The sequence below is a fragment of the Thalassobacillus devorans genome (assembly GCF_011761345.1).
GTDB lineage: Bacteria > Bacillota > Bacilli > Bacillales > Halobacillaceae > Thalassobacillus > Thalassobacillus devorans.
In genome coordinates, this window is record NZ_JAASRY010000002.1 from 378216 (window position 1) to 403246 (window position 25031).

23 protein-coding genes are annotated in these 25031 nt (G+C 40.9%); 20 read left to right on the top strand and 3 right to left on the bottom strand.

Annotation, left to right across the window (positions count from 1 at the left end; translation table 11 throughout):
- Positions 1-114: 114 nt before the first annotated feature.
- On the top strand, positions 115-1035 hold the full coding sequence (locus FHS45_RS09030; protein ID WP_062441779.1) for an AEC family transporter: 921 nt from the start codon (positions 115-117) through the stop codon (positions 1033-1035).
- Between the two features lie 63 nt (positions 1036-1098).
- Here FHS45_RS09030 and FHS45_RS09035 read toward each other — a convergent pair whose 3' ends face one another.
- Together FHS45_RS09035 and FHS45_RS09040 are read right to left on the bottom strand one after the other, a co-directional pair.
- Positions 1099-1779, bottom strand: a complete 681-nt coding sequence (locus tag FHS45_RS09035) for a rhamnogalacturonan acetylesterase (RefSeq protein ID WP_062441776.1) — start codon at positions 1777-1779, stop codon at positions 1099-1101.
- 19 nt (positions 1780-1798) lie between these two features.
- Positions 1799-2776: a LacI family DNA-binding transcriptional regulator gene (locus tag FHS45_RS09040; protein ID WP_062441772.1), complete on the bottom strand. Its 978-nt coding sequence runs from the start codon at positions 2774-2776 to the stop codon at positions 1799-1801.
- A gap of 229 nt (positions 2777-3005) precedes the next feature.
- On the opposite strand from FHS45_RS09040, the gene kduD reads away from it, so the two are divergent.
- The 5 genes from kduD (at position 3006) to cuyB (ending at position 8097) form a co-directional block, all read left to right on the top strand.
- The gene (kduD, locus tag FHS45_RS09045; protein ID WP_062441769.1) at positions 3006-3761 is read left to right on the top strand and encodes a 2-dehydro-3-deoxy-D-gluconate 5-dehydrogenase KduD; all 756 of its coding nucleotides are present in this window, start codon (positions 3006-3008) and stop codon (positions 3759-3761) included.
- Between the two features lie 13 nt (positions 3762-3774).
- Entirely contained in the window at positions 3775-4608 is an 834-nt protein-coding gene (kduI, locus tag FHS45_RS09050) for a 5-dehydro-4-deoxy-D-glucuronate isomerase (RefSeq protein WP_181949520.1), read from the top strand.
- 109 nt (positions 4609-4717) lie between these two features.
- Complete coding sequence (locus FHS45_RS09055) at positions 4718-5743, top strand: alpha/beta hydrolase family protein (RefSeq protein WP_062447516.1); 1026 nt, start codon at positions 4718-4720, stop codon at positions 5741-5743.
- 353 nt (positions 5744-6096) lie between these two features.
- Positions 6097-7308 (top strand): threonine synthase, encoded by a 1212-nt coding sequence (locus FHS45_RS09060; RefSeq protein ID WP_062441763.1) that lies wholly within the window; start codon positions 6097-6099, stop codon positions 7306-7308.
- Between the two features lie 78 nt (positions 7309-7386).
- Positions 7387-8097, top strand: coding sequence for a cysteate racemase (gene cuyB, locus FHS45_RS09065; protein WP_062441760.1), 711 nt, complete (start codon positions 7387-7389; stop codon positions 8095-8097).
- A 201-nt stretch (positions 8098-8298) separates the two neighbouring features.
- Here the strand turns inward: cuyB and FHS45_RS20550 are convergent, their stop codons facing one another.
- Positions 8299-8655 carry a type 1 periplasmic-binding domain-containing protein gene (locus FHS45_RS20550; RefSeq protein WP_148350020.1) on the bottom strand — a complete coding sequence of 119 codons (357 nt, stop codon included), beginning with the start codon at positions 8653-8655 and terminating at the stop codon, positions 8299-8301.
- A 481-nt stretch (positions 8656-9136) separates the two neighbouring features.
- Between FHS45_RS20550 and FHS45_RS09075 the strand changes: the two genes are divergently transcribed.
- The 14 genes from FHS45_RS09075 (at position 9137) to gucD (ending at position 24975) form a co-directional block, all read left to right on the top strand.
- On the top strand, positions 9137-10180 hold the full coding sequence (locus FHS45_RS09075; RefSeq protein ID WP_062441753.1) for a TRAP transporter substrate-binding protein: 1044 nt from the start codon (positions 9137-9139) through the stop codon (positions 10178-10180).
- 92 nt (positions 10181-10272) lie between these two features.
- Positions 10273-10770, top strand: a complete 498-nt coding sequence (locus tag FHS45_RS09080; RefSeq protein WP_208416382.1) for a TRAP transporter small permease — start codon at positions 10273-10275, stop codon at positions 10768-10770.
- A 38-nt stretch (positions 10771-10808) separates the two neighbouring features.
- A complete protein-coding gene (locus FHS45_RS09085; RefSeq protein ID WP_062441747.1) occupies positions 10809-12074 on the top strand; it encodes a TRAP transporter large permease in 1266 nt (421 codons plus the stop codon).
- 258 nt (positions 12075-12332) lie between these two features.
- On the top strand, positions 12333-13358 hold the full coding sequence (locus tag FHS45_RS09090) for a TRAP transporter substrate-binding protein (RefSeq protein ID WP_062441744.1): 1026 nt from the start codon (positions 12333-12335) through the stop codon (positions 13356-13358).
- A gap of 114 nt (positions 13359-13472) precedes the next feature.
- Positions 13473-14054: a TRAP transporter small permease gene (locus FHS45_RS09095; RefSeq protein WP_062441740.1), complete on the top strand. Its 582-nt coding sequence runs from the start codon at positions 13473-13475 to the stop codon at positions 14052-14054.
- 7 nt (positions 14055-14061) lie between these two features.
- Positions 14062-15336: a TRAP transporter large permease gene (locus FHS45_RS09100; protein ID WP_062441737.1), complete on the top strand. Its 1275-nt coding sequence runs from the start codon at positions 14062-14064 to the stop codon at positions 15334-15336.
- 51 nt (positions 15337-15387) lie between these two features.
- Positions 15388-16644, top strand: a complete 1257-nt coding sequence (locus tag FHS45_RS09105; RefSeq protein ID WP_062441734.1) for a nickel pincer cofactor-dependent isomerase, group 22 — start codon at positions 15388-15390, stop codon at positions 16642-16644.
- 37 nt (positions 16645-16681) lie between these two features.
- The gene (locus FHS45_RS09110; RefSeq protein WP_062441730.1) at positions 16682-18025 is read left to right on the top strand and encodes a hypothetical protein; all 1344 of its coding nucleotides are present in this window, start codon (positions 16682-16684) and stop codon (positions 18023-18025) included.
- A gap of 15 nt (positions 18026-18040) precedes the next feature.
- Positions 18041-20245: a dihydroxy-acid dehydratase domain-containing protein gene (locus FHS45_RS09115; protein ID WP_062441727.1), complete on the top strand. Its 2205-nt coding sequence runs from the start codon at positions 18041-18043 to the stop codon at positions 20243-20245.
- 71 nt (positions 20246-20316) lie between these two features.
- Positions 20317-21084: an IclR family transcriptional regulator gene (locus FHS45_RS09120; protein WP_062441724.1), complete on the top strand. Its 768-nt coding sequence runs from the start codon at positions 20317-20319 to the stop codon at positions 21082-21084.
- Positions 21085-21110: 26 nt separating this feature from the next.
- Positions 21111-22010 (top strand): fumarylacetoacetate hydrolase family protein, encoded by a 900-nt coding sequence (locus FHS45_RS09125; protein WP_062441722.1) that lies wholly within the window; start codon positions 21111-21113, stop codon positions 22008-22010.
- 12 nt (positions 22011-22022) lie between these two features.
- Complete coding sequence (locus tag FHS45_RS09130) at positions 22023-22322, top strand: UxaA family hydrolase (RefSeq protein WP_062441718.1); 300 nt, start codon at positions 22023-22025, stop codon at positions 22320-22322.
- Positions 22323-22326: 4 nt separating this feature from the next.
- A complete protein-coding gene (locus FHS45_RS09135; protein ID WP_062447513.1) occupies positions 22327-23484 on the top strand; it encodes a UxaA family hydrolase in 1158 nt (385 codons plus the stop codon).
- A 21-nt stretch (positions 23485-23505) separates the two neighbouring features.
- Positions 23506-24975, top strand: a complete 1470-nt coding sequence (gene gucD, locus FHS45_RS09140; RefSeq protein ID WP_062441715.1) for an alpha-ketoglutaric semialdehyde dehydrogenase GucD — start codon at positions 23506-23508, stop codon at positions 24973-24975.
- Positions 24976-25031 lie beyond the last annotated feature (56 nt).

The following is a 25031-nucleotide window of genomic DNA, read 5'->3' on the forward strand; positions in this document are numbered from 1 at the left end:
AAATTCAGGAACGATATGGTCCGTGGGAGGGAAACTTCTTCATGGACCATAATTTGTTTAGATAAAACATGAAGAACCAGTTTTACGGGGCGCTGCTACGAGGTGGTTATTAATATGGAAATTCTATTTATTTTTGTGAATATAATCATTCCAGTTTTCATTTTAATAGGGATCGGGGCGTGGATGCATAAAGCCTTTTCTCTGGATTTATACACGCTTGCTAAGCTTAATATTTATTTTCTGAGTCCTGGGTTCGTACTGGTTAATTTATATGAATCTGCGTTTTCATTTGATGTACTCTGGAATGTCTTTTTATTCTTCATTCTTTTTATCAGTGTCTTATATGCAGTAGTTCAGTTAGTAGCCAAAGTAGGGAGATACAGTAAAAGTGTCAGAGGGGTATTTACCAATAGTGTTTTATTATACAACTCTGGAAATTATGGCATCCCGGTAAATGATCTGGCCTTCAAACAGGATTCGTTCGCAGCTACCGTCCAGGTAATTGTCATGACATTTCAGAATGTGCTTTCCTATACATTCGGAATTTTTTCATTACGGGCAGTTGACGAAGGGAAGTTGCGAGCCTTGGTCGGGCTGCTGCGGATGCCCGCCATTTATGCGATGGCGATAGGAATCACCCTTAATGTCTTCCAAATAACTTTGCCTGATTTCTTATTGAAACCCGGGGAGTACATAGCCAATGCGATGGTAGGGGTCGCTTTGCTCACCCTCGGTGCCCAGGTGGCCCAGTTGACCTTTAATGCAAAACTGTTCATTGTTTACCTCAGCTTATTCATCCGACTTGCCCTGGGACCGGTGATTGCCTATTTCCTTATCGTTATGCTTCAGTATGACGGGATTCTGGCCCAAGCATTGCTGATCTCTTCTGCGATGCCAAGCTCGGTCAGCAGTGCCATCATCTCGCAGGAATATAATAATGAGCCGGAACTGGCGGCACAAATTGTACTGACTTCCACTATTTTCAGTATGGCTACCGTCACCTTGACCATCTATTTTTCACAATTACTATTTTAATAAAAAAACAGCCTGACGGAGAGCGTTTACGTCCGGCTGGCTGTTATGGATAAATGGTAAACGTTACTTTTTTAAGTAGGCAGCTAGAGGAAGGTGGCTATTTCTAATAGAATAAGCTATCAATTCAGCTACTAATTGTGCACCTTGTCCATTAAAGTGAGTATCGTCCTGTACACCGTCAGGAAAATTAGTTGTTACTCCAGGTGCAAGCCACATGAATAGTTTTTTAGAGTCTTCCTGGCCAAGCCTCTCCATCATCTTGCTGCTTAGTAGTGTCAAATCTATCAATGGGACGTTCTGACTATTGGCAAGTTGCTTCATTGCCAAAGGAAAATCTCCATGAGTTTCGCAGAGTGTGCCATCATCGTTGAACTTCCTACGCTGAACAGGAGTGATCAGCACAGGAGTTCCGCGACTGTTTCTTGCCACTTCTATATACTTGAGTAAATACTCCTGATAGCTGGTAAAAGGGCAGGTTCGTCTTGCTTCATCAGGTTTCTGGTCGTTATGACCGAACTGGATGAACAAGTAATCCCCTGCTCCCATCCTATCCTGGATGATAGCAAGCCTTCCTTCATCGAGGAAACTTTTCGAGCTCCTCCCATTCACAGCATGGTTTTCTATGACAACAGTGTCATTAAAGAAATGAGACAGCATCTGCCCCCATCCGGCTTGTGGGGCGCGCGACGCTTCATAGTCAGCCATCGTGGAGTCGCCGGCTAAAAATACATTTATTTTTTTCATAACCAAACCCCTTTTCCAATTATAACGGTCTGCTTGATTCCGATATGCGCAGCTCTGGTTCTAAGAAAATCGCATGTTCAACTTCTTTCTCATCAATGACGTCCATCAATATTTCGCTCAGTTTTTCCGTGATTTTTTCCAGTGGCACACCGACGGTAGTAAGCGCTACTTCGAAATTTTCTGATTGAGGTATGTTGTCATAGCTGATGACTGAGAAATCATCTGGAACGGACAAGCCTGCTTCATGGATAGACCGGATGATACCTCTGGTGAGGTCATGGGTACCGCTGATGATTGCTGTCGGCCTTGTTTCTTGAGCTAACAGTTTCTTAGCTGCTTCGAAACCATCATATTGTTCTAAATCTGAAACTTCGATGACTTGCATGGGGATATTCTCTAACCCAAGTTCTTCAATCGCCTGTTTAAATCCGGCCACCTTTTCTTCCTGGAGCCGATCTTTTTGAGTCAAATCGCCAATGTAGCATATTTTCTGGTGACCGATGGATGCCAAATATTCCACGGCAGACTTGATCGCCTGTCTTCTATTCGCGTCCACCGTGGGGGTGGTGATTGCACCATTTGCGAGCCCGTAGGTGACAACCGGTACCGATGACTGCACTGTATTCTGGTCATGGCCATCATCAAAAGCAAGAATGGCATCGACCTGATAGCGGTTGAATATGTTAATAGCAAATTCCATCTCGTTGATGGATATCAACGTAGTATAAGATAATTTTTCCAGTTGTTTGTTCAGGCTGGTGATCATTGCCGAATGAGCCGCCCGTTCGATGGTCGGCCACACAACCCCAATGGTATAAGATCTCTTTGAAACGAGACTACGTGCTGCTGCGTTTGGCTGATATCCCAATTGATGAGCAATAGCAAGAATCCGCTCCTTGGTCGGTTGTTTGACAAGCGGGCTGTCACGCAGGGCCTTGGAAACGGTGGAGTAGCTAACGCCAGCGGCTTTAGCGACATCTTTTATAGTAACTCCCATAATTTTACCTCCAAATCATGAAGTATCGTAGGTGAAGTCTATAATAAATCGTTAAAAATAACAACGTTTTCATTATTTCATTGACAAGCTATACCCTACACTTTATAATAATAACAACGTTGTTATTAACAAGCAATTACTTTTTTGAAAAACCAATCACAGCCGGGAAAAGTCTTGATGAAATCTATTAATCTTGAAAACTTTTGAATATTAAAGGAGGTTTTAACATATGGATTCCTTATTTTCTTTAACAGGGAAGACAGCACTGGTGACAGGCGCAAGCCGGGGACTAGGACAGGGAATGGCAGTAGGACTTGCCAAAGCCGGAGCAGAAGTGATCGGGGTTGGAACGAGAAGCCTTGATGATACAAAAAGTAAAGTGGAAGCTGCAGATGGAACCTTCCATGAAATCATTTCTGACCTTTCGCAAAGTGATGCAGCCGTAAAGCTTGCCAAGGATGCTATTAACATTAATGGAAAAGTGGATATCCTGGTCAATAATGCGGGAATTATCCGTCGTGCTGAAGCAGAACAGTTCTCTGATCAGGACTGGTTTGATGTTATTAATGTCAATCAGCATGCTGTGTTCCAATTAAGCAGAGAAATCGGCAAGCATATGCTTGAAAATGAAAGCGGTAAAATAATCAATATCGCGTCTATGCTTTCTTATCAGGGTGGATTAAAAGTGCCTGCCTATACAGCGAGCAAACATGCGGTAGCAGGGTTGACTAAATCTTTCGCAAATGAATGGTCAGGCAGGGGCGTAAATGTAAACGCTATCGCACCTGGCTATATGGCGACAGACAACACTGCGCCGATCCGGGAAGATGCTGCCCGCAATGAATATATCACCTCAAGAATCCCGCAAGGAAGGTGGGGGACCCCGGAGGACCTTCAGGGAGCTGTCGTATTTCTTGCTTCTGATGCTTCAAATTATGTCAATGGCCATGTATTGAATGTAGATGGCGGATGGATGAGTTCTTAAAGGAGGAATTGATATGGAAATCAGGTATGCAACAAACCCAACGGATGTAAAGCAGTATGACACCGAAAGGTTAAGAAGTGAATTTTTAGTCGAGTCCCTGTTTGTTGAAGGGGAAATCAATATGGTTTATTCCCATTACGATCGCTTAATCACCGGTGGCGCTGTTCCGACTGGACAGGCACTGAAATTAGAAGATAAGGAAACGCTGAAGACGGAGTACTTTTTGGAAAGAAGAGAAATTGGTATTATCAATATTTCTGAAGGAACAGGGAAAGTGACCGTTGATGGCGAAAGCTACCAATTGAATAAACGCGATTGCCTGTATGTCGGCTTAGGCAATAAGGAAGTTACATTTGAAAGTGAAGATAATGCGAACCCGGCGAAGTTCTACCTGGCTTCTGCTACAGCACATAAGAGCTACCCGACGAAAAAGCTTCCGATCGACGACGCAACACCGACTAATCTTGGCTCTGATGCGGAATCAAACAATCGTACCATCTACAAGTACATCCATGCAGATGGTCTGCAAAGCTGCCAGTTGATGATGGGAATGACGTTATTGGCACCGAACAACATGTGGAACACGATGCCGCCTCACGTACACGACCGCAGGATGGAAGCTTACTTATACTTTGATATGGATGAAGATTCACGGGTGTTCCATTTCATGGGACAGCCGAATGAAACCCGTCACATGCTGGTCAAAAATGAACAAGTTGTCCTTTCCCCACCATGGTCCATTCATTCAGGAGTAGGGACAAACAATTATACTTTCATTTGGGCTATGGCAGGCGAAAATTATACGTTCACTGACATGGATCATGTAAAAATGGAAGAAATAAAATAATCCGATGAGAAGCCGGTTCAGCATGAAACAATGTGCTGAACCGGCTTTTTTAAAAATTTTTCTGGAGATAATTTCAAACGTTCATAGTTTTAAGAAAGAAGGTCTGGTTATGTGGGAACCTGATGACTATTTAGATGCTTTATATAAAAAGACGATGGAAAGTCATGCTTATGATTTTGGGAAAGAGAAAGACAGGATTCGGTTGAAAGAAAAATTGGCTTACTCTTTAGGGAGATTCCCCGTCAACAACAAAGAATTTAATGAAGAAACTATCAGTGAATCTGAAACAGCCGAATATTACAGAGAGCAAATCGTAATTAAATCGGTTGATGGGTTGGTAATGCCAATGTATATACTGACGCCAAAGCAGAAAAAGAAGGAATATCCAGCCGTGCTCGCTTTGCATGGACATGGTTATGGCAGCGGAGAGGTTGTTGGTCTTAGTCTGGACGGTTCAGAAGCTGAAGGCTCTGTTGGCATTCATCATCATTTTGGGATAGAGCTTGTACGAAGGGGAATGAAAGTAATCGCTCCTGAGCTGGTGGGGTTTGGCGACAGAAGGTTGATAGAGGATAAGAAGAAAGAAAAAGCGAATTCCTGTTACAGGCTTGCTGTCAACTTATTGATGCATGGAAAAACATTGGCTGGGTTAAGAGTGCATGAAGCTATAAGAGCTCTGGATTATATAGGGGAATTGAAGGACGTCGAGCAGGACAGGTTAGGAATCATGGGTTTTTCCGGTGGAGGGCTTATAGCAGCACTTACTGCCATTTTAGATAATCGCATTCATGCAACTGTGTTAAGCGGGTTTACCAATACATTTAGAGAGAGCATACTTGCCAGTGACCATTGTCTTGACAATTATATACCCGGGCTGCTCACTATAGCTGAACTTCCGGAGTTAATTGGGCTTATTCATCCAAGGGCTTTGTTTATTGAGACTGGGACGAACGATGGCTGTTTTCCAATTACAGGCGCGAGGTCTGCTATTGACAGGATCAGCCATATATATAATTCAACAAGCACGGGAGGTTCATTTGGATATGATATATTTGAAGGAGGCCATGAAGTTAATGGCAGGATGGCCTTGGACTGGTTAAAAAACCAGCTAATAATAGGTGGAGAAAAATCGTGAAAAGCAGCACCGGAATATAAATAGGAAGAGATAGAATATTAATAATGTTTATTCCACACTTGATTAAGGAATTTATTTAAAAGTAATTATTTAGCAGTTTGTGTATAGAGCTTTATGTTATTGATATATTTTTGCTTCTTTATAGAACTTAATGTAATATTACAATAGCAAAACAAGGAATCTTTAACCGGCATAAAAATCCCTCGCTATCATTAAATATTTAATGTATGTATTTTTAAAAAAAGTATGTTCTAGGACTGTAAGGTTTGGTTAACTAAACCTTTTCGTCTAGCTGCCAAACAGCTGGATTTTTTTATTCAAAACCTACATACCGTACCCGGAGGAGGATTTTGATGGATTTTTGGTTCGTTTGTAATAGCTGTGGCAAAAAGACTGAATTTCATATAAAAGGAAATAAATGTACATGCGGTGGCACTTTGATGGTAGAGTATGACCTGGAAAGAGCAAGTCGCACTTTTACAAAGGAAAATTTGAAAAATCGCGACACTACGATGTGGCGCTATAAAGAACTTCTTCCGATTGAAAAAATGGAAAATGTCGTTTCATTGGGAGAAGGATGGACGCCGCTTGTTCGGTTAAAGCAGGCAGAGGAGAAATATCCAGTGAAAAAGCTTTGGGTGAAAAGAGAAGAACAAAACCCGACGGGAAGCTTCAAGTCACGTGGATTTTCTGCTGCTGTATCGATTGCAAACGAATATGGTATCAATAAAGTGGCTGTCAACTCCAATGGTAATGCTGCATCTGCTCTCGCTGCTTATGCCAGCTATGCCGGCATGGACTCCCACGTTTTTGTACCGAAAGACTGCCCCGGGTTGATTGTAGAAGAGTGCATCCAATACGGTGCGGAAACATATTTAGTGGATGGATTGATCCATAATGCCGGAAAAATAATAGAAGACGGAAAAGAAGACCAGGGCTGGTACAATGTTGGTACATTAAAGGAACCTGGACGAGCGGAAGGCAAAAAGACAATGGGGCTGGAGTTAGCGGAACAATTCAACTGGAAACTTCCGGATGTAATTGTCTATCCCACAGGCGGAGGATCAGGGGTCATTGGAATATGGAATGCATTGAACCAGTTGAAGGAACTTGGATTCCTTGAAAGTGAGTTGCCACGAATTGTAAGCGTACAGGAAGCTGGCTGCACACCGGTTGTTGATGCAATAGAAAGTGAAAGTGATTTCCGTTCCCAGCTTGATAATGTAATCTCTAAACCAACCGGCATGCGCGTTCCTAATCCTCCTGATGGTGAACTGATTGTATCCATTCTTCGCGCATCTAATGGTACGGCTGTTTCAGTCTCCAAAGATGAAATTGCTGAAGCGCAGGCTGCAATGGGCAAACAAGGAATTTCTTCATCTCCAGAAGGTGCGGCAACCTGGGCTGGCTTCGTCCGTTTGATTGATAAAGGCTGGATTGGTGAGAAGGATGAAGTCGTTTTATTCAATACTTCTCATGCAATGAAATATCTCCCGTTTAATGAAACGAACGCTCCGGTAATTAAGACATATGAGGATTATGTGAACCACAAAGTGAACGTGTAAAGTTGGGATTATTGCCGCTGAGCTTAAATAGGCTTGGCGGTTTTTGCTTTGATCATCGTGTAAGAGAGGGAAATGAATATGGAAAAAACAGTTGGCATCATCGGTGGAATGGGACCATTAGCAACAGTAGATATCTTCAATAAGATTGTCAGGATGACGGATGCTAAAATCGATCAGGATCACCCAAGAGTGGTCATTGATAATAATCCAGGCATCCCGAGCAGGCAAGACTTCTTCAACGGGATAGGTTATAGCCCGCTTCCTGATTTAATTAAAACTGCGAAAAACTTAGAAAATATTGGGGCAGAGCTACTAATCATGCCTTGTAACACGGCCCATTATTTTCATCGTGATATAGCTAAAAATGTTAAAGTGCCATTTATCAATATGCTCGAGGAAACAGCTGGTTATTTCAGCGAGAACCATACGGATGAAAAGAAAGTGGGACTGCTGGCCACAACGCAAACCTGTGAGCTGGGAATCTATGAGCACTTTTTAAGTGAAAATGGTGTAGAAATAGTAAAACCTTCGGCAGAAAATCAGGCTTATTTAATGGAAATTATTAATGTGTATATCAAACAAAGTAATATGAACTTTAACCTTGATAAATGGAAAGAAATCATTGATGAGCTGCAAGAACAAGAAGTGAAAACTGTAATTTTGGGTTGTACAGAGCTATCGATAGCTTTTGACGTACATCCTTTGGAAATCAATACGATTGATCCAACAGTAGTACTTGCGGAAGCGGCTATTAAGGCTTCAGGGAAGAAAGTACTGGCGAGGAGATAGTAAGCTAAATCGACATTAAAGAGCGAGCAGATAGGATGTCTGGCTCGCTTTTTATTTTTAAAAAATTACTTTTGATTGACCTTTTGTAAGCGTTTAATACCATGAATGAAAAGAAAGGGGAGAAGATATGGACAAAGGTTACTTGTATGTCTTTATGTTGTTCTTTGCTGTCTTGATATCCTTGCCAAATCTAGTAAATGCTCATAGTGACGCAGATTTTTTACTAGAACAGGGCACGGCTCCACTCGGAGCGAATGATCCCACATGCGAGCCTTCAGAAGACAAAACGAAACCGATTATCCTTGTGCCAGGTACTTTCGAACGGAGTGCACAGAATTGGGCGGAGCTGTCTCCCGTGCTTGCAAGCAAAGGCGGTCTGCTTGATTCCGATATGCGCAGCTCTGGTTCTAAGAAAATAGCATGTTCTACTTCTTTCTCATCAATGACGTCCATTAATATTTCGCTTAGTTTTTCCCTGATTTTCTCCAACGGTACGCCGACAGTAGTAAGCGCCACTTCAAAGTTTTCTGATTGAGGAATGTTATCATAGCTGACCACTGAGAAGTCTTCCGTTTGTTTGGGCTAGAAATATTGCGAAGATTTATTACATGTGAAGACAAGAGAAGAAGCGTATCAGTTGCTGGAGACAATAAGGTAAATGAGGAAAAGCGAGCAGACATAAAACTGCTCGCTTTTCCTATAACTAGATTAAAAGTAACCTTACGGGAAATCGTTTGTATAGTAAAAATGTAATATCTTATCTTTTTTTGCAAAAGTTTATTGACAATTCTAAAAAATTAAATCTATAATACAGTATAATCTTACCAAACAGAATAGAGTTTTATATTATAAAACAAACACTCGTTTTCGTTGTATTGAAAGCGCTTTATTAATTTTGTTCATTAAGAACTTAGTTTTATAATATAAAACTACTAATGGAGGGTGGTGAAATTCAGAGCTTATAAGGGGATTTTATGTAAGCGTTGTCATGGTTGATTGGTAGTTATTATCTTAATTACATAAAATTGGAGGGGTCTAAATGAGAAAAGGTTTTTTATTGTTACTTAGTCTGGCTTTGATTAGTGTGTTACTTTTGGCAGGTTGTGGTTCCGACACAGAAAAAGAGGCTGAAGGAGCAACAGATGGTGGAGATGGAGAGGCTAGAACACTACGTGTAAGTATTGGGGTTAATGATAAACACCCTGAATATGAAGCTTCTTTGAAGTTTAAAGAGCTGGTTGAAAGTAAAACAGACGATTTGAAAGTAGAAGTTTATCACTCTGGCCAAATAGCTGATGACCGTTCCGCTATTGAAATGCTTCAGTTTGGAACATTAGATATAACCATTCCCTCCACCTCACCGCTAGTAAACTTTGTGCCAGAGTTCGGTATTTTCGATCTCCCTTTTACAATTCCTAACGGAGAAGTAGCAGATCAAGTGCTGGATGGCGAGTTTGGCGATAAGATGCTGCAAATGGTAGAAGATCAAGGAATGGTAGGATTAGCCTGGTGGGAGAATGGCTTCCGTAATCTTACAAATGATGTTCGTCCTGTTGCTAGCTTAGAAGATGTAAAATCACTAAAAATTCGTACCATGGAAAACGACATTCATTTAGATGCATGGAAAGCTCTAGGAGCAAATCCAACTCCAATGGCTTTCACAGAATTATTCACGGCACTTCAGCAGGGGACAATAGATGGACAGGAAAATCCATATCCGACGATCTTGCTGAGCAATTATCCTGAAGTTCAAGAGCATGTATCTAATACCAACCATGTTTACACACCGTTTATCTTCTTGTTTAGTCAACAAATCTGGGAGCAGCTTTCTACTGAACAGCAAGAGATTGTACAAAGTGCAGCAGTTGAAGCAGGGAAGTTCAACCGGGAGCGAAACCGTGAAGTTGCGGAAGAATCTTTGGATAAGCTCAAAGAAGAAATGACATATACAGAAGTCTCAGAGGAAGAATATAAAAAATTCCAAGAAGCAGTTCAGCCGGTTATAGAAAAATATAAAGATGAAATCGGTGCAGAAATAGTAGATCAATTCTTTAGTGAAATAGAAAACGCTCAATCTAATTAAAATTAACAATTACGGGCTGGAAGACCAAACTGCTTCCAGCCCCCTTTACCCAGGCTGGAAAGGAGGGCACTATCATTAAGGCACTTAAATGGATGGATGACAACTTTGAAAAATATATTATGTTCGCCCTGTTAATGGTTATGGTAGTTGTCGTATTCTTGCAAGTATTTATGAGGTATGTAATGGACAACTCATTATCATGGTCTGAGGAATTAGCTCGTTATTGCTTCATCTGGTTAATATATGTAGGGATCAGCTATGGAGTGAAGAGGCGGAGACACATCAGTGTAGATGCTATGATGCTGTTATTTAAGGGGAAGACAAAGATATACTTCTCCATACTAGCTAATGTTTTGTTTTTAGTATTTTGCGGTTATGTAGTTTTCTATGCCTCAGGTATTGCATCTCAGTTGCTTGCTTACGGCCAAACGACCCCAGCTCTTAAAATTCCCACTGGGATTGTCTATGCAGCTCCTCCGGTAGGGATGGGCTTAGCAGGGATAAGGCTGATTCAAAATATCTTTATTGATATAAAAAGGATCCGAGACTTCAAAAGTAATAAAGAGTCCTCTATAAATACAGTTGCATAGGTAAGCAGTTTAGAAAAAAATATGAGGGATGGTTTTCTATGAGTGCTGTTTTATTTGGTTCGTTTGCAATATTTCTTCTGCTCAGTGTCCCGATCGGTATAGCTATTGGTTTGGCCACGCTATTTGCCATTATGACCACTGGGGCGTTACCAATTGAATTCTTAATGAAGGAATTGACAACTTCGGTAGACTCTTTTCCTTTACTGGCGGTACCTTATTTTATTTTAGCTGGTGAAATAATGGGGAAGGGTGGTATTTCAAAGCGTTTATTCAACGTCGCTGACTCAATGGTAGGTAATAGAACTGGCGGAATTGCTATTGCCACTATTATTACTTGTATGTTTTTTGCAGCTATATCAGGATCCGGTCCAGCAACTGTTGCTGCTATTGGTGGGATTATGATTCCAGCGATGGTAGAAAAAGGTTATGATAAACGATTTGCTACAGCAGTTGTGGCAGCGGCTGGTTCAATTGGGGTTATTATACCGCCAAGTATACCTATGGTCATTTATGGCGTTTCTGGAAGCGTTTCTATAGGTGATATGTTTATCGGCGGTATTCTGCCAGGAATTTTAGTGGGGCTTGCACTAATGGCGTATGCTTATATTCATTCTAAAAAGAAAGGTTACGCAGGGACAGGGGGAAATACAAGCCTGAAAGGGACTGCATTAGCAGCCTGGGATGCTAAATGGGCACTTCTCATTCCTGTCATTATTTTAGGTGGAATCTACGGAGGGATTTTCACTCCAACTGAAGCCGCTGTTGTAGCAGTAGTTTTTGGGTTGTTTACAGGCCTCGTAGTGTATAAAGAGTTGAAGATAAAAGATTTACAAAAGGTTTTTGTGGATGCAGCACTCACCACGGCTACTGTTTTAATTATTGTTGGAGCTGCTACAGCTTTTGGACGTTTACTTACTATAGAGCAAATCCCTAATCAAATTGCTTCATTCATGATGTCAATCTCGAGTGAACCGATTGTAATCATGATGCTTATTACTATCTTATTGTTGATTGTTGGCTGTTTTATGGATACTGTTGCGGCAATAATTATTCTTACACCCATCCTATTGCCGGTTGCGCTCCAAATAGGTTATGATCCTATTCACTTTGGCATTGTGATGGTCGCCAATTTAGCCATTGGATTTATAACTCCTCCATTAGGAGTTAATCTATTTGTTGGGTCTGGCATATCTGGTGTATCTATAGAGGCATTATCAAAGGCTGTTCTACCATTTTTCTTCGCTATGATTTTTTCATTGCTTTTGATAATTTTGCTTCCGCAGCTTTCACTTCTATTCTTGTAAAGTTATAAAATAGGAAGTAAGAAAGAATTTTTCTAAATTTCTCTTAAAATTTATTGACAATTCACAAAATTAAGGGATATACTCAATTCGAATTATTTATTATAGAACATAGTTTTATAATATAAAACCCCCTCAAAAAGGGGGCTCTCTTTTAACGATATATAAAAACTCTATTTTATAATATAAAACAAAAGTGCGATTTCTAGATAAGAATGTTAAAGGCAGCGGTCGTTACATTAATAGAAAGGGGTTAATAAAATGAAAAAGAGCATTATTAGTTTAGCTTCATTCTTGATGTTAGCTAGTATTCTTCTTCTAGCAGCATGTGGAGGCAATAGTTCTGCAAGTGGCGATGGAGGTAAGGCTAAAAAAATTAAGGTAGCTAACTATTTTGCGGAAGATCATCCACAAAACGTAGCATTGAAGGAAAAGTTTAAAACGATGGTAGAAGAAGAAAGTAATGGTGAATTGGAAGTTCAAATATACGCTAATAGCACACTAGGAGCTGAAAAAGAATTTTATGATGGTGTTCGAAACGGTACGATTGAAATGGGAATTCCAGGGTTGATCATGCAGGCTGATATACCAAAAATGGCAGTACCAGAATGGCCGTTCCTATTTGAGGATTATGAACACGTCGAAACTGTACTAAATGGCCCGATTGGACAAGAGATTACAGAAGATTTAGAGTCCCAACATGGTGTGAAACCTTTAGCTTGGAGCGCAAACGGGTTCCGGATGTTTTCTTCCAACCAAACAATCGAGCAGTTAGAAGATTTTGACGGTCTGCGGCTGAGAATGCCGAATATTCCTAATTACATTCAATTGGGTGAACTACTTGGAGCTAATATAACTCCTATGCCGATTTCTGAGGTATTTACCGCCCTAGAGCAAAAGGTTGTAGATGGTCAAGATAACCCTATTGCAACATTAAAAGCTTCTGGCTGGCACGAAGTCCAAAGTGATGTACTAGAATCAAAGCACATGTTCAGCCCTAACTTATACATCATTAACAGTGACTTTTATAACGGATTAACAAAAGAACAACAGGAACTTATTGAAAAAGCCTCACAGGAAGCAGCTGCTTATGAATTTGAGCTAATGAAAAAGAGTTACGAAGAAGATAAAAAATTCTTAGAAGATGAAGGATTAAAATTTACTAATCCGAGTGACGAGTTCAAGGAAAACATGGAAAAAGCATCAGATCCATTATATGAGGACATCTTTAAAGAGTATGATTGGGCGGAAGATCTAGTAAACCGTATTAAAGAAGAAGCAAAATAAGAATCAAGGCTTGAATGGAGGGAGACCTCCTGTCTCCCTCCATTCTGTACATAGTCTATTAGACTAAGTTTCGGAAAACTAATCTTTGGTCATTAAGGGCGGAGGAGGTAAAACATGCTTAAAAAATTAGTAAGCGCTGTCAATAACCTTCTGAATATAGCGATTGCTTTTTCCTTAGCAGCCATGTCCTTGCTTGTCTTTGGCAACGTTGTTCTACGGTACTTATTCAATTCGGGTATCACTTGGTCGGAAGAAATGTCCAGATACTTTTTTGTCTGGCTTGTATTTCTGGGTGCAATAGCGGCTTTGAAGGACAGAATGCACCTAGGCGTGGATATCGTAGTAAATCTATTACCAGAAAAAGTGAAAAAAGTAGTTTTTGTATTAAGTAATGGACTCGTTTTGTATTTATTATGGCTATTACTTGAAGGAAGCTGGAGAATGACAATTTTAAATGCGAATAGTACGGGGCCAGCAACTGGGATGCCATTATCCTATTTATACGGCATCGGTGTTGTGACAAGTATCGCCATGATGATTTTAATTTTAATTAATATTATCAAGGCATTCTCAGGGGCGAAAGATTCTTATAAGATTGTGCAAACAACAGAAGAAGCTGTGGAAACAGAGGAAGAAACATTAGTTGCCAATGCTGGGATTAATGAACAGACAAAAGTTCCTGTGAGGGGAGGGTGACGGAAGAATGATAGGGGTTTTCTTAGGTTCTTTATTCGGATCTTTAGCTATAGGAGTTCCTATTGCTTTCGCCCTCATATTGAGTGGTGTTGTTCTAATGATAGTTATGGGTACATTCGATAGCCAAATTGTTGCACAAAATCTTATTAGTGGGGCAAATAATTTCTCCTTAATGGCTATTCCCTTCTTTATATTGGCTGGTGAGTTGATGAATGCGGGGGGGATTTCTAAGAGGATTGTTGAGTTTGCTATGTCAATGGTAGGGCATATAAGAGGTGGACTTGGGTTTGTTGCAATTATAGCGAGTGTTTTGTTTGCGGGACTGTCTGGATCAGCAGTTGCAGACACAGCAGCTCTTGGGGCGATTTTAATACCGATGATGGTTGCTAAAGGATATAACATCAATCGTTCAACTGGAATCATTTGCTCTGCAGGTATTATTGCTCCAGTAATCCCGCCAAGTATACCTATGATTCTGTACGGAGTAACAGCGGGTGTTTCAATTACAGATTTATTTATGGGCGGGATTATCCCGGGAATCATTATGGCAACGGGACTAATCATTGTATGGGCATTTTTGTCTCGGAAAGATACAAGCGAACTACCGCCTAGGCAATCAAGCACGGAAATATTAAAAGCTGCGAGGCACGCAGGGTTTGCATTAATGTTGCCGGTAATTATAATCGGTGGGCTTCGTGGAGGGATATTTACTCCAACAGAAGCGGCAGTGGTGGCTGCCTTCTACGCCTTCTTTGTCGGATTTATCATCTACCGCGAATTAAAAATTGCAGATCTGTATGAAGTGTTAATTTCTTCTGCAAAAACGACAAGTGTAGTTATGTTCGTTGCAGCTGCTGCAATGGTATCTGCCTGGCTGATCACAGTAGCTAATGTCCCAGGCGAAATTGCTGGCATGCTTGGTGGGTTAATAGAAAAGCCAATCTTTTTATTACTACTGATTAATGTCTTACTTTTGTTCGTGGGATTAGTGATGGATTTAACCCCCGCTATCCTTATTTTCACACCAGTTTTATTGCCGTTAGTAGAGTTAGCGGGCATTGACCCGGTATATTTCGGGATTTTAATGGTTATCAACCTTTGTATCGGTTTAATTACCCCGCCTGTTGGAACTGTACTCTATGTCGGCTGTGGAGTCAGTAAGATCAGTCTTGGCCAGTTGACTAAAGGGATATGGCCGTTTTTAGTGGTCCACGCTATTGTGTTGTTCTCGTTAGTATTTTTCCCTGAGATTATTACTGTGCCACTCAGCTGGTTAGAATAAAACTTTCCATTGTTTCAGGAATGATTTACTTAGTGAGGAGGTTTGTGGCTTATGGATATTATTAAAGAAATTTTACATGACATCCCAGTGCCCAAAATGGTAAAAGTCAAACAACATTTCCAAACTTCCGAATTGGTGGATGTAGCAGGTGAGGTGCGTAAAACCATTAAGGAAAGTTATGTAATGGAAAGGGTCTCAGAAGGGGACAGTGTTGCAATTGCTGTCGGAAGTCGTGGAGTAGCGGACATTCCTACTCTAACAAGAGAAACTGTAAAAGCCATCAAGGAAGTTGGGGGAAATCCTTTTATTGTCCCCGCCATGGGAAGCCATGGCGGCGCAACAGATGAAGGGCAAGTTGATGTTTTATCTCAGCTTGGCGTAACAGAGGAATCTGTAGGCGCCCCCATTCAGTCTACCATGGAAGTTGTCAAACTAGGAGAACTTCCTAACGGGCTTCCTGTATACATCGATAAATTTGCTTATGAAGCGGATAAAATTGTTGTGATCAACAGGGTTAAGCCACACACCGCTTTTAGGGGTCCGGTGGAAAGCGGGTTAATGAAAATGATTACTATCGGTTTAGGGAAACAAAAAGGGGCAGAGGCTGCTCATTCCTTTAGTTTTAAGTTCATGGCAGAGCATGTATTGGAAATGGCAAAAATAACTTTAAACAAAGCCCCGGTTATTTTTGGGCTTGCAACACTGGAGAATGCATATGATCGTCCAGCCAAGGTTATTGCTATTCCAGCAGAGGAAATTGAAAGAAGAGAGCCGCTCCTGTTGAAGGAAGCAAAATATTTAATGCCAAAAATCTATTTCAATTCTATTGATGTACTTATTGTAGACGAGCTGGGAAAGGATATATCTGGTGATGGCATGGATCCTAATATCACCGGAAGATATGCCACGCCATATGCCAGTGGAGGACCGGAAATTAAAAGAATAGCTGTACTAGGGTTGACAGATAAAACCCATGGAAATGCCAATGGCATCGGTATGGCTGATATGACTACGAAAGATGTCATGGATGAAATAGCTTGGGAGAAAGGATATGCCAATGCACTTACCAGTACGGTGACAGATACCGTAAAGCTTCCTATGGTGTTGGATACTAAAGAATTAGCTGTAAAAGCGGCAATCAAAACATGTAATGCCTTTCAATTAGACAAGGCAAAAGTAGTTAGAATCCATAATACGCTTGAAGTTGGTGAAATATGGATCTCTGAAAGTCTTTTAGATGAAGCAAAGCGAATGGGGGAAGATGTTGAAATATTATCAGAGCCTGAAGAATTACTTCTAGGTGGATAAAGGTAAAATAAGTGAACTTAATGAAGGCTGCTAATTAATGCACTTCTTATTCACTTCCTTTGTAGTCATCTATTTAATTTCAATCTTCTTTCCATACGATTGGATCATCTACCTTTCAGGGCTGCTGGGTATGGTTTCCGTTGTCCTTTCATTTTCTAAAGCTACTAAGTTATTTAAAAGAACAAGTGCAGTCTTTATGGCTGTCGGCTTAGGATTAATGCTTTCGTATGATTTGTCCCTTGTTCAAATTCCAGTTTATTTTAATCGAATGGCGATTTTGATTTCATTGTTTGTCATGCTGCCTTTTATGAACAGTATCATTACAGTCGGCAGATATGACAAAAATGTAAATAAACTGATGAAGTTAAACACCAAACATCTGGGTCAACTATATTATAGGGGTTCCTTAGCAAGTTACACTGTTGGGATGTTTCTCAATGTGGGAGTAATTCCTTTTGTATACCAAGTGATTGAAAGAAATCTGAAAGGATATACTGCCAACTTTAAAAAGAAGTATATATCCAGTTTGATATTAAGGGGCTATGCACTGTGTCTGGTATGGAGCCCTATGGAGATTCTCGTCGGATTGACCATCGATATTACCGGAGCGTCTTATTTACATCTTCTCCCATATTTGCTGGTCTTCTCGGTACTTCTACTTTTAGTTGATTGGACACTGGGCAGGAAGTATAAAGCACAATCGGTGGACAGGTTCAGTCCAGGGATTGATTATAACGCCAGCATTATGAAAAATATCTTTTATTTATTCATCTATCTAATCTTTTTTATCGTTGTAGTGTCCCTATTCAGGTTTTATTTCCAGTTAAATTTCCTGACCACGGTAACACTCATGATTCTGCCATATGCTCTGATTTGGGCAATAACAATTAAGAAGCTTAAATTTTACTTAAAGTATAGTTTTATGGTTTGGAAGAATAAAACGTCTTCTTTGCAAAATTACGTTGTTCTTTTTCTAGGAGTTGGATTCTTTATAAGTATTTTAGAAGAAACACAATTGATCAAATATCTTCAAGCCCCAGTCATGGAAATGGGAGCGCTTCCGCCATTGCTTTTTGTTTTTATTCAGGTATTGTTTTTACTTTTGGCTATGATTGGATTCCATCCATTGGTCACAATGAGCATTATTGGAGAGGCAATTCAGCCAACCATAGGTATTATTAACCCAGCTGCAGTTGGGATTGTATTGATAACATCTGGTTTGTCTACAGTAATGGCAGGTCCATACAATATAACTGTTTCTTTGACCAGTATGTTATTAAATGAGAACCCATATAAGATTTCCCTTTACAATATAAGATTTGCACTACTATTCAGCAGCACAGGTACTATTATTGCTCTTGGAATCTTATGGATATTTTAAAAAAGGAGTGAAGGTATGAGTAAGTTATATCCTCTAATAGAAAACAGTGTCAATCCTTATAGGGATAATGTACAAGGAAAGGCCAATGAACCAATTACGGTAGCAGGCCTGCTTGATAGATCTAAACAAATATTAGGTCCAACTTATGAAGGCGGGAAGCCTGACTGGACGCTGGAAGAGATCTATATGCGTCTGGAAAATAATGCTCCACGTATTGCAATCATAGGCGGTTCATCTGATCATCCTGCCCATATTATGGATTTCCAAACATCCGCCCGTGCTGCTATTCGCATCTGGCAAAACGGTGGAGTCCCTTTTTACTTTTCTACACCGGTAATGTGTGATGGAACAGCCCAAAGTAATCAGGGAATGAGTTATTCCCTTCAGAGTAGAAATGCAGTCGCTCAAATGATTGTCAACCAGCTTGAGGCTCATAGCTATCATGGAGCATTTGTTATACAAGGTTGTGATAAGCAGCCCCTTGGGGTAGTGAGCGCACTTGGACATCTTGATCGTTTGCGACGTAGTCGTGGTGAAGCACCGTTTTTTGCCACATTTGCTCCGGCTCATGTACTGGAAGGTGGATCTATACCAGATGATGTAGCTGACGAACTGGAGTCCTTAGCTAAAAAAGCTGAAGAACAGGGGGCAGAGGATATTGCAGTCGATCTTCGTGATACTATGGCCTATATCCTCCAGTGTTCATCGAATACTGCATTCCAGGGAGTTCTTGAGAGAGCTTATGAGAGAGAGTTAATAACTAAAGGGGAACACAAATATTATGAAATGCGTCTGGCTGTGGCAACATGTGATGGACAAGGTGGTGTGTGTGCCTTCAATGGTACAGGAAATAGCTCAAGGCATTTAGTGGCAGGAATGGGGCTGGTACATCCGGCTTTGGAACTGTTAACGGATCCTCCGACACAGCGTCAGGTGAATGCGGCACTTGATAGTTTCGCTACTATGATTAATGAAGAGAAATATGGAGTATCCAATATCATTGCTACAAATATACGCAATGCTATCCGTATACATAGCGCTTCCGGAGGATCAACCAACTTGATGATGCATATTGTTGCAGGTATGTTGTATGCCGGTTATAAGTTCAGTTTATGGGATCTGGATGAAATCCATCACTCCTACCCGATTCCTGATCTATTTGACTACAGCTTAACGGAAGGAAGAGATATCTATTCGCTGGCGATGCAATGCTGCAGTGGTACAAGCCGCGGGATGGAAAGCCTTACCCACGAACTTCTAGAAAATGGAGTCCCGATGGATATTGATGCTCCCACTGTTGCAGCAGCAACATGGAGAGAGAGGCTGGAAGTGAAGAAAAGCCTGAAGGCGACAAATGTAAAAGAAAACCCTGTGATTCTATCTGAACCCAGACGTTCTTTTAGCGGTGTAGATGTATTGCAAGGAAACTTTTTTGAAAGTGCTGTAGTAAAAATTAGCGGAATGCCGACACCTCAGGTTGATCAATTTGACAAAAAGCTTGCACTAGTCCTTTATTTTGAAAATGAAGTGGACGCTAACCGTAGTTTGCTTGATTCTAGTCTGCTTATCAGGCTGAGGGAGGAAAAAGTTTTCGCCCATGACCGTCTGCTCGAAACGTTGAAATACAATGACAAATCAGCATGGGAGCGTTTAAAAGATGAAGGTTATGACACGCTTTTTGATGCGATGGCTGAGGAAGGGATCATGAAGATTGCGGTAATAATCGCCGGACAAGGACCAGTTGCTTTCGGTATGCCAGAGATGTTTACGCCGATGCAACATATCAATGCAAACCGAACCATGAAAAAGTTAGCTACAATTATCAGCGATGGAAGATATTCTGGCGTTACCTATGGAGCGGCGATAGGCCATATGACACCTGAAGCGTTCCATGGTGGAGGGATTGGCTACTTGCAAACAGGCGACGTATTATATATTGGTCTTCGTGAACGGCGAATCGAGTTCGTGGATGCTAATAAGCTTGTATCTGGTGAGGTGGTTTATGATTTCTCAGACGAATTACTGCAAGAAAGAAATGGACTTGCAGAAGAACGGAAGAGAAGAATGAAAGATCGTCAGAAATTAGTGGCTGCAAGCAATCGGATGTATGGTCACACGGATGCAGCAAACGGCGTGGTGCCTCTGGCCGTTTCTGATGATGCACAACTAGATTATAAATCAGATATTTTGTTAGATGAAAAAAATCCAGCGGCCAGATAATAATCGTCAAAGAAACGAAATGGGTGAAAAACATTTATAATAGAAGAAAACGAACAAGGGAGACATAAAATATGCCCATTATTCAATCACTCGATCGTGCATTAAAGATTTTGGACCTATTTGATGAACGAACAAGAGAGTTATCAATCACTGAGATCAGTAAAAAAATGAACTTGCATAAAAGTACGGTTCATTCCTTATTAAAAACTCTTCAAGCCCATAGGTATATAAGTCAAAACGAAGAAACCGGGAAGTATATGCTGGGGTTAAAACTTTTTGAAAGAGGAAATTTGGTTGTAAGTAACCTTGATCTCCGTTCAGTAGCCAGAAAGCACTTAGAATGGTTATCTGAAACCACAAGCCTTACTACTCATCTCGTTATTCTTGATGGACAGGAAGGTGTGTACATCGACAAGGTGGAAGGGAGTGGAGTTACGGTCTTTTACTCCAGAATAGGCCGACGTGTCCCTATCCACACCAGTGCTGTCGGAAAGGCGCTTGTTTCTAGTAAAGACAATCAAGAACTTAAGAAGCTTCTTAAAGGATATCATTTTACAAAGCGGACAGAGAATTCCATCGGTTCAGAGGGAGACTTTATTAAAGAAATAAATCAGGTACGCGCCAGCGGTTTTGCGGTTGATAACGAGGAGAATGAGGTTGGAATTGTTTGTGTATCCGTACCAATCAAGGATTACTCCGGTAAAACAATCGCAGCCGTAAGTATGTCCACACCAGCTGCATCTGCAACAGATGAAACATTGGCCTATTTTGTAAAATTACTAAAAGAATGCACAAATCGGATATCGCGAGAACTTGGATTCGAGTATGAAAAAATATGATTCTATTACCCAAGGGGGCCTATTAAATGAGGATTATTAGATATGTCAATCACAAAAATGAAAAGCAATTAGCTGCTGTTACACCTAGCAATGAAGTGTATGATTTACCTTTTGCAGACTTTGTCCCATTCATCGATTATACAGAGGAGCAAAGTCAATCACCAGTTGACTATATAAATGAAATAATTAAACAAAGCAAAGAAAAGAGACAGCTGGAAGACGTTCAATTAACCACACCGTTGGATGCTCCGGAAGTATGGGCCTCAGGTGTAACCTATGAAAAGAGTAAGGAAGCCCGAAATTATGAAGCAACACACGGTAAACTGGACAGTCAGACTTTCTATGACAAAGTTTATGATGCTAAACGTCCTGAAATCTTCTTTAAATCAACTGCTGCAAGGACTGTGGGACCTAATGAGACAGTTTATCTACGTTCTGATTCAAATTGGCAAATCCCTGAGCCTGAGTTAGGGCTTGTAATAAATAAAAAAGGTGAAATCATTGGTTACACTGTTGGCAATGACATGAGTTGTCGTGATATTGAAGGAGAGAATCCTTTATACTTGCCACAGGCAAAAGTATGGAAGAATTCTTGCTCTATAGGTCCTGCCATTTTGTTGGAAGAAGTAGTAGCTGATCCGTATGATTTTCAAATCATCTGCCGTATCTATCGTAATGAGGAAAGGGTTTTTGAGGGAGATGCAAAGGTAGGGCAGTTAAAGCGCACATTAACGGAATTAGTAGATTATCTCGTACTGGACAATGACATTTTCGATGGCACCGTTCTATTGACAGGTACTTGTATCGTCCCTCCTAACGAATTTACTTTAAATGACGGTGATAGGATTGAAATTGAAATTCCAGGAATCGGTGTATTAAACAATTCGGTGAAGCAATCAAGCCCATTATTAACCAATGTCAACTAAGGGGTGGAAAAGTTGGGAGATTATAAGACTCTTTATTTAAATGAGAAAGATAATGTGGCTGTTGCGTTGTCAGAGATACCCGCTAAAACATCTGTCACAGTCAGAATCAAGGATAAAGAAATTTTTGTTCAAATTCTGGATACTATCCATTTCGGCCATAAATTTGCGGTTCGTCCTATTCCAAAAAATGACGACATCGTCAAATATGGTGAAGTGATTGGAGCCGCAGTGAAAGATATCGAAGCCGGAGCACATGTTCATGTGCATAACTTAGAAGGAAAAAGAGGAAGGGGTGACAAGATTGTTCAATGATAACATGCAATTTTACGGCTATCGTCGTCCAGATGGCCGAGTGGGCGTCCGGAATCATGTGTTGATATTACCGACTATTACTTGTGCTACACAAACTGCCCAGCGAGTCACGGAGTTAGTTAGCGGCACAGTTACATTTATTCATCAGCACGGATGCGCACAAGTAGGTGATGACTACGATCAAACTTTTAGAACTTATGCTGGAATGGGAAAAAACCCTAATGTATATGGTGTGATCGTTTTAGGACTTGGCTGTGAAACTCACCAGGCTAATAGTGTAGCTGCAGACATTGCGATGACTAATAAGCCTGTTGAGGTTGTGTCTATTCAAGAGAACGGAGGTACCTTGCAGACAATCGCGGAAGTCGCCAAAATCGCTACAAAGATGGTCCAGGATGCATCGATGGTACCAAAAGAATTATGTGATTTTAATGAGTTAATTGTAGGAACAGAGTGTGGTGGTTCAGATGCCTGCTCAGGATTGTCCGCTAATCCTGCAGTAGGGAAAACAAGCGACTTGCTTGTCGAACAGGGCGGGACTGCTATATTAGCTGAAACAACAGAACTGATCGGCGCAGAACATTTGCTTGCCCAACGAGCAGCTGATGATAAGGTGGCTAAAAAAGCTTATGAGATTATAGATGCTATGGAAAATCGTTCGATCCAGATGGGTGTAGATATTCGTACGGGAAATCCTAGTCCTGGTAATATTGAAGGCGGCCTCAGCTCTTTGGAGGAAAAATCACTTGGCGCTTCTACAAAATCCGGCACAAGTCGTTTGGAAGAGATAGTTGATTATGCCAAGATTCCAAAGAAGAAGGGACTTGTGTGGATGGATACTCCCGGCCACGACATCGAGCAGTTGACCGGGATGGTAGCAGGGGGCGCGCAAATTGTCCTTTTTACAAGTGGCAGAGGGACACCGACAGGTTCCCCAATTGCACCGGTTATAAAAATTTCTACGAATACACCGATGTTTGAGCGTATGAGCGAGAACATGGATCTTGATGCTGGACAAATTGTTACTGGTGAAGAAACAGTTGACGAGGTGGGAGAGAGAATTATCAAAGAAATCCAGCATGTAGCTAATGGTAAACTTACAAAATCAGAAATTTTAAAGCAGCATGACTTTGGTATATGGAGAATTGGCCCAACATTCTAACTATTCAAAAGGAGAGGTAATATGGAAACGACACTTACAGGAAACACGTTTAAAAACTTTATCAACAATGAATGGGTAGAGTCTCATTCACAAAAAACAATTAAGAGTATCAATCCTGCGAACAAAGAAGAAGTAGTTGGATATGTTCAAAGTTCAACGGAAGAAGACTTAAACCATGCAGTAGAAGCTGCTCACCATGCAAAAAAAGCATGGAGAAAAGCAGGACAAGTAGCAAGAGGGCAATATCTGTATAAAGTGGCTGACATCCTTGAAGAGAACCTGGATGATATTGCTGAAACCATGACAAGAGAAATGGGAAAAACCTTGCCTGAAGCAAAGGGTGAAACAGCTCGTGGTGTTGCTATCCTCCGCTACTATGCTGGGGAGGGCATGAGAAAAGATGGGGATGTCATTCCATCATCTGATAAAGATGCGTTAATGTTTACAAAAAGAACACCTCTTGGAGTAGTAGGCGTCATTACTCCTTGGAATTTCCCGGTAGCGATTCCTATATGGAAAATCGCTCCTGCCCTTGTTTACGGGAATACAATTGTTTTCAAGCCGGCTACGGAGGGAGCTGTAACAGCTGCTAAAGTAATAGAGTGCTTTACAAAAGCCGGGCTTCCGGAAGGTGTACTAAATTTTGTCACAGGGTCTGGCTCTGTTATCGGTCAATCATTGATCGATCATGAAAAGTTGGATGCCATTACGTTTACTGGTTCGGAAACTGTAGGTAAGAATGTGGCTAAATCAGCGGCTGCACGTGGGATTAAGTTCCAACTCGAAATGGGTGGTAAAAACCCTGTTATCGTAGCAGATGATGCTGATATTGATTCAGCTGTAGCAGCTGTCATTAGTGGGGGACTGCGATCAACCGGACAAAAATGTACAGCATCAAGCAGAGTCATTGTGCAAGATGGAGTCTATGATTATTTTAAGGCTAAACTAGTTGATGCCGTACAAAATATCACAGTTGGTGACGGACTTCAGGAAGGAATCTGGATGGGGCCTTGCGCCAGTGAAAGTCAGTTTAATACAGTAAAGGGATATATAGAAAAAGGTAAAGCAGAAGGAGCTTCCTTGTTATATGGCGGTGAGCAGTTGACTGATGAGGAACATGCGAATGGTTTCTACATGACACCAGCTGTTTTTGAAGAGGTGACAAGCGACATGGCTATAGCCCGTGAAGAAATTTTCGGGCCAGTTATTGCCCTGATCAAAGCATCTTCACTAGAAGAGGCAATTGAAGTGGCCAATGATACTAAATATGGCTTAAGCGCTTCTATTTTCACCACTAATATCAATGCCTTGTTGGAATTTGTTGATGATATAGAAGCAGGTCTTGTCAGAGTGAATGCGGAGAGTGCTGGTGTTGAATTGCATGCTCCCTTCGGAGGAATGAAAGCCTCCAGCTCTGGTTCTCGAGAACAAGGGGAAGCAGCAAAAGAATTTTTCACAGAAATTAAAACAGTATTTATTAAAGGCTCATAAGGTTAGTGCAATGCAGGAGATTCCATAGTCAATGGGATCTCCTGTATCAATAACAT

Excerpts from the sequence above, each read along its gene's own strand:
- FHS45_RS09030 (WP_062441779.1), top strand. The coding sequence starts at position 115 with ATGGAAATTCTATTTATTTTTGTGAATATAATCATTCCAGTTTTCATT.
- FHS45_RS09035 (WP_062441776.1), bottom strand. The coding sequence starts at position 1,779 with ATGAAAAAAATAAATGTATTTTTAGCCGGCGACTCCACGATGGCTGAC.
- FHS45_RS09040 (WP_062441772.1), bottom strand. The coding sequence starts at position 2,776 with ATGGGAGTTACTATAAAAGATGTCGCTAAAGCCGCTGGCGTTAGCTAC.
- kduD (WP_062441769.1), top strand. The coding sequence starts at position 3,006 with ATGGATTCCTTATTTTCTTTAACAGGGAAGACAGCACTGGTGACAGGC.
- kduI (WP_181949520.1), top strand. The coding sequence starts at position 3,775 with ATGGAAATCAGGTATGCAACAAACCCAACGGATGTAAAGCAGTATGAC.
- FHS45_RS09055 (WP_062447516.1), top strand. The coding sequence starts at position 4,718 with ATGTGGGAACCTGATGACTATTTAGATGCTTTATATAAAAAGACGATG.
- FHS45_RS09060 (WP_062441763.1), top strand. The coding sequence starts at position 6,097 with ATGGATTTTTGGTTCGTTTGTAATAGCTGTGGCAAAAAGACTGAATTT.
- cuyB (WP_062441760.1), top strand. The coding sequence starts at position 7,387 with ATGGAAAAAACAGTTGGCATCATCGGTGGAATGGGACCATTAGCAACA.
- FHS45_RS09075 (WP_062441753.1), top strand. The coding sequence starts at position 9,137 with ATGAGAAAAGGTTTTTTATTGTTACTTAGTCTGGCTTTGATTAGTGTG.
- FHS45_RS09080 (WP_208416382.1), top strand. The coding sequence starts at position 10,273 with ATGGATGACAACTTTGAAAAATATATTATGTTCGCCCTGTTAATGGTT.
- FHS45_RS09085 (WP_062441747.1), top strand. The coding sequence starts at position 10,809 with ATGAGTGCTGTTTTATTTGGTTCGTTTGCAATATTTCTTCTGCTCAGT.
- FHS45_RS09090 (WP_062441744.1), top strand. The coding sequence starts at position 12,333 with ATGAAAAAGAGCATTATTAGTTTAGCTTCATTCTTGATGTTAGCTAGT.
- FHS45_RS09095 (WP_062441740.1), top strand. The coding sequence starts at position 13,473 with ATGCTTAAAAAATTAGTAAGCGCTGTCAATAACCTTCTGAATATAGCG.
- FHS45_RS09100 (WP_062441737.1), top strand. The coding sequence starts at position 14,062 with ATGATAGGGGTTTTCTTAGGTTCTTTATTCGGATCTTTAGCTATAGGA.
- FHS45_RS09105 (WP_062441734.1), top strand. The coding sequence starts at position 15,388 with ATGGATATTATTAAAGAAATTTTACATGACATCCCAGTGCCCAAAATG.
- FHS45_RS09110 (WP_062441730.1), top strand. The coding sequence starts at position 16,682 with ATGCACTTCTTATTCACTTCCTTTGTAGTCATCTATTTAATTTCAATC.
- FHS45_RS09115 (WP_062441727.1), top strand. The coding sequence starts at position 18,041 with ATGAGTAAGTTATATCCTCTAATAGAAAACAGTGTCAATCCTTATAGG.
- FHS45_RS09120 (WP_062441724.1), top strand. The coding sequence starts at position 20,317 with ATGCCCATTATTCAATCACTCGATCGTGCATTAAAGATTTTGGACCTA.
- FHS45_RS09125 (WP_062441722.1), top strand. The coding sequence starts at position 21,111 with ATGAGGATTATTAGATATGTCAATCACAAAAATGAAAAGCAATTAGCT.
- FHS45_RS09135 (WP_062447513.1), top strand. The coding sequence starts at position 22,327 with ATGCAATTTTACGGCTATCGTCGTCCAGATGGCCGAGTGGGCGTCCGG.
- gucD (WP_062441715.1), top strand. The coding sequence starts at position 23,506 with ATGGAAACGACACTTACAGGAAACACGTTTAAAAACTTTATCAACAAT.